The organism is Candidatus Desulfolinea nitratireducens, assembly GCF_982879505.1.
In genome coordinates this window covers 1-3,494 of record NZ_CEYOSI010000296.1, presented here as the reverse complement: position 1 = coordinate 3,494, position 3,494 = coordinate 1, and the positions used below count along the sequence as shown (strand labels likewise).

Sequence of the window (3,494 nt, the reverse complement as noted above, 5' to 3'; positions counted from 1 at the left end):
ACGCAAATTACAAGCTCAGTTCCCGGTTCTACCTTTAGGTGCGTAACATGAGTTATTATATTATTTGAGGGTCCAATCAGCTATGTTCCAGGTCACGGGGTCATTTGCTGAGGGTAAAACGCCTTGAAGCCTCTCAGAAACGCCATGCTGTTCCAGTGTAGAGAAAAGCAACATCTGAGGCAGTTCATCTTCAAGAATGGCTGCCATTTCACAGCCGACTTCTAGCCGGTAATCTTCGTCCAGCGAATAGAATTCATCGATCCAGGCATCCATATCTTCGTTATACCAGTCGCCGTAATTCCAATCGCTCTCGGAGTAATAGAAAGTCCAGATCTGGTCAGATGGATCAGTACCAGGATAGCCATCATCCCACATATCCAGCTCAAATTCTCCGGCAATTTCCGTGCCGCCATCTTCTGCCTCTGCCCACATGACAGCGCCTTCGATCATCTGCAATTCTGTATCAACACCAATCGCTTTCCAGCTTTCAGAGATTAGCTGTTGCGCCAATTCCAGGGTTTCACCATATTCAGCATAGATAGTGAATTCCATACTCATCAGCGCGCCTTCTTCAGCGTTCTCGCAGCCATGGCACTCATTGATGCCATCTCCGTCGGTGTCTTCCCAGCCAGCTTCCTTCAATAACGCCTTGGCGCCTTCCGGGTCATATTCTGGCCTGGGGATACCACAGCTATTGTAAGGTGGGCGGAAAAAATCATTCCAGACCGGTACACCGTAGCCGAGGAAAATATCATTGATGATGGTATCTACATCAACTGCCATTCGCAGTGCTTTCCGGACATTTTTATCTGAGAGGAATGGGTGCGGGGTTTCACGATCACCCTTTGCCGTCAGGTTAGGGATCAATCGCATTACCCAGCGTTCACTTGGCGATTTTACGTAATCGGCGGCATTGCCAGACTCCTTGTAAATATCGGAGGCAGGCTCAGCAGGCCAATAATGGAGATCGGCATCGCCTTCGAGCATCATGGCCTGTTTTACAGGTTCTTCAGGAACAATCTGGACGATGACCCGGTCGATGGCCGGTTTTCCTTCTTCAAAGTAGTTCTCATTCTTGACAAATGTCAGGTGATCATCGGCAACCCACTCTTCAAGGATATAGGGTCCACTGCTCAAGGGTTCGTCATCACAATTCCATTCATAAAAACCCGCCTCAGCATCACAATAATGCTCAGGATAGACGAAGAAATCTTCCCCACCAAACTGAAGCGCGTAGTCAGGAAATATATAGCCTTCATAATAGTGGACAATGAAGGTGAAGTCGTTGATCTTTTCAAGGGATTCTGTGTAATCCATCGCCGAGATCCAGGCATCTGCCGCGATAAGAGCATCCCAGGTGAAGATAACGTCGTCGACTGTAACCTGCTCGCCATCAGCCCAGAATACATCCTCGCGAAGTTTCCAGGTGACGGTCATTGACCAGGCCTCTTCATCGAAGACCACACCACCATTTTCGATCGTGGGAATCTCGGCCGCCAATTCCGGGTATTTGTTGCCGTTGGGATCGGTTTCTGCCAGCGAGAGCATCACCAATTCTCCCAGTGCCTGTTCATAGCCTGTATCGGTATTTATGCCATTGAATGCTACGGGGTTGTCTGGTATGAGAATGGTAATGCTGGTTATTTCAGCAGCCGGTTCTTCAGCAGCCGGTTTTGGTCCACAGCTTACTACGCCAATAATGAGCATGAGCGCAATAAGCCCAAAGACCAAAGCTTTCATCGATTTACGATAGTTCATTTTATCCTCCTTTAGGATTTGAAATATATAATGGTACCTGTTCTACTATTTATTCAGGAGCGTCAGCCAGACGGAAAGCCAGATCAACAGCAGAGATGGCATCTTCAGCATAACCATCCGCGCCAATCTTTTTGGCATAAGTTTCTGTAACTGGGGCTCCTCCGACCATTACCTTCACTTTTTTGCGCAACCCAGCTTCCTCCAGGTTCTGGATTAGCTTTTCTTGTTGGAGCATGGTTGTCGTCAACAATGCCGATGCGCCGATAATTGTGGCACCAGTTTCTTTGACCGCGTCAATAAATGCCGAAGCTGGTTGGTCAACACCAATATCCTTGACCTGGAAACCATTTGCAGTCAGCATTGTTCCTACCAGGGTTTTGCCAATTTCGTGCAGGTCGCCCTCAACTGTTCCCAGAACAACATGAGCAACAACTTCACGTTTCTGATCCCCTACCAGGGCCGGCTCAAGAACTCCAAGCCCTTCCTTCATGGCATCAGCCCCAATGATCAATTCAGGTAAAAAGTATTCGCCACTTGCGAATAATTCGCCCACTTTTTGAATCCCTTTAGTAAGACCATTTGTGATGCATTCCAAAGGATCCAAACCTTGAGCAAGGGCTTCTTTGGCGATAGCTACGGCGTCTTCCGGCTCTCCATCAATTACAGCCTGAGCTAGTTTTTCAAATAATTCTTCTTTCATGCGTGCCTCCTGAATAGATTAACAAAGCTAGTGAAAAGTTTCTCTCAACACAGTTTTTTTATCAAGGTCAATTTATTGGATCAAATCCAAAATCTGAGCCTGCGTATCGTCTTATAATCCATTCCATTTCAGATTCAACGCTGGCAGGTAATGGGAGAGTTTTTCAGGCAGTTTCTAATAAATCCGAGGATACCTTTACCATCCTTGTATCAATATCAACAAGAAAGCCTGCTTTGGTCAAGCGGGTCAGCAATTTATCTTCTGGTATACAGAATCCAACATCGTCAAGAATCTTAATGGGTTTTTGGTGAACAAGATTTGCTAATTTCTTCGACTGCTGATTCCAGTGCATTATTAGCTTTTATACTCCAACTCTTTTTTTGATTTGGCAGTTTCTTTATGAGGCATTTCTGAATCACCCCAGCGATAAGATAATTTATGCAATTTTAAAATTATGAAAGATTGGGTCCTATCCACCCCCGGAATTTTTTGCAACTTGTTATTTAGGAAAGAAACAAAATGCTCTTTGTCTTTGCAGTACACCTCAGCAAATAGATCGAACTCTCCAGCAGCCTGGAACAGGTATGATACTTCTGACAATTGAGCAATGGCTTCTGCGGCTTCTGCAATGCGGTTTGCCTGAACATTGATTCCGATCATTCCGGCTTCAGTCCACCCCATCTCTTCGGGCGGTACGATGCCTACGATCTGAAGTTGTCCCGAATCAACCAAGCGTTTCACTCGCTGGCGAACAGAGCCTTCGGTGACACTTAATTCATTGGCAATTTTGGTGTAAGGAGTTCGACCATCATACTGGAGAAATGAAACAATCGCGCGATCCTTTTTATCTAACATTAACTCATTATACTGAAATTCGTAATATTGTCAATATAATACTCACTTTATCGTAATCAATTTGTGTGATTTTTACGCTTTCTTTATGTTTTTGCTTATCTCAGGCTTGACCGTTTGCTTTATACTTACTATAATATCGCGATAATTTTACAATAACTCTAGATAAGCGATGATTATTTCG

Annotated in this window: 4 protein-coding genes; all 4 read right to left on the bottom strand. The window is 45.1% G+C overall.

Annotated features, from left to right (window positions below; translation table 11 throughout):
• Positions 1-60: 60 nt before the first annotated feature.
• The gene (locus AC3DOM_RS16795; protein WP_487920188.1) at positions 61-1,758 is read right to left on the bottom strand and encodes a peptide ABC transporter substrate-binding protein; all 1,698 of its coding nucleotides are present in this window, start codon (positions 1,756-1,758) and stop codon (positions 61-63) included.
• A 49-nt stretch (positions 1,759-1,807) separates the two neighbouring features.
• Positions 1,808-2,458, bottom strand: coding sequence for a corrinoid protein (locus AC3DOM_RS16790; RefSeq protein ID WP_487920187.1), 651 nt, complete (start codon positions 2,456-2,458; stop codon positions 1,808-1,810).
• A 163-nt stretch (positions 2,459-2,621) separates the two neighbouring features.
• Positions 2,622-2,810 (bottom strand): hypothetical protein, encoded by a 189-nt coding sequence (locus tag AC3DOM_RS16785; RefSeq protein ID WP_487920186.1) that lies wholly within the window; start codon positions 2,808-2,810, stop codon positions 2,622-2,624.
• Between the two features lie 2 nt (positions 2,811-2,812).
• Positions 2,813-3,313, bottom strand: coding sequence for an Lrp/AsnC family transcriptional regulator (locus tag AC3DOM_RS16780; protein WP_487920185.1), 501 nt, complete (start codon positions 3,311-3,313; stop codon positions 2,813-2,815).
• Between the last annotated feature and the right edge of the window lie 181 nt (positions 3,314-3,494).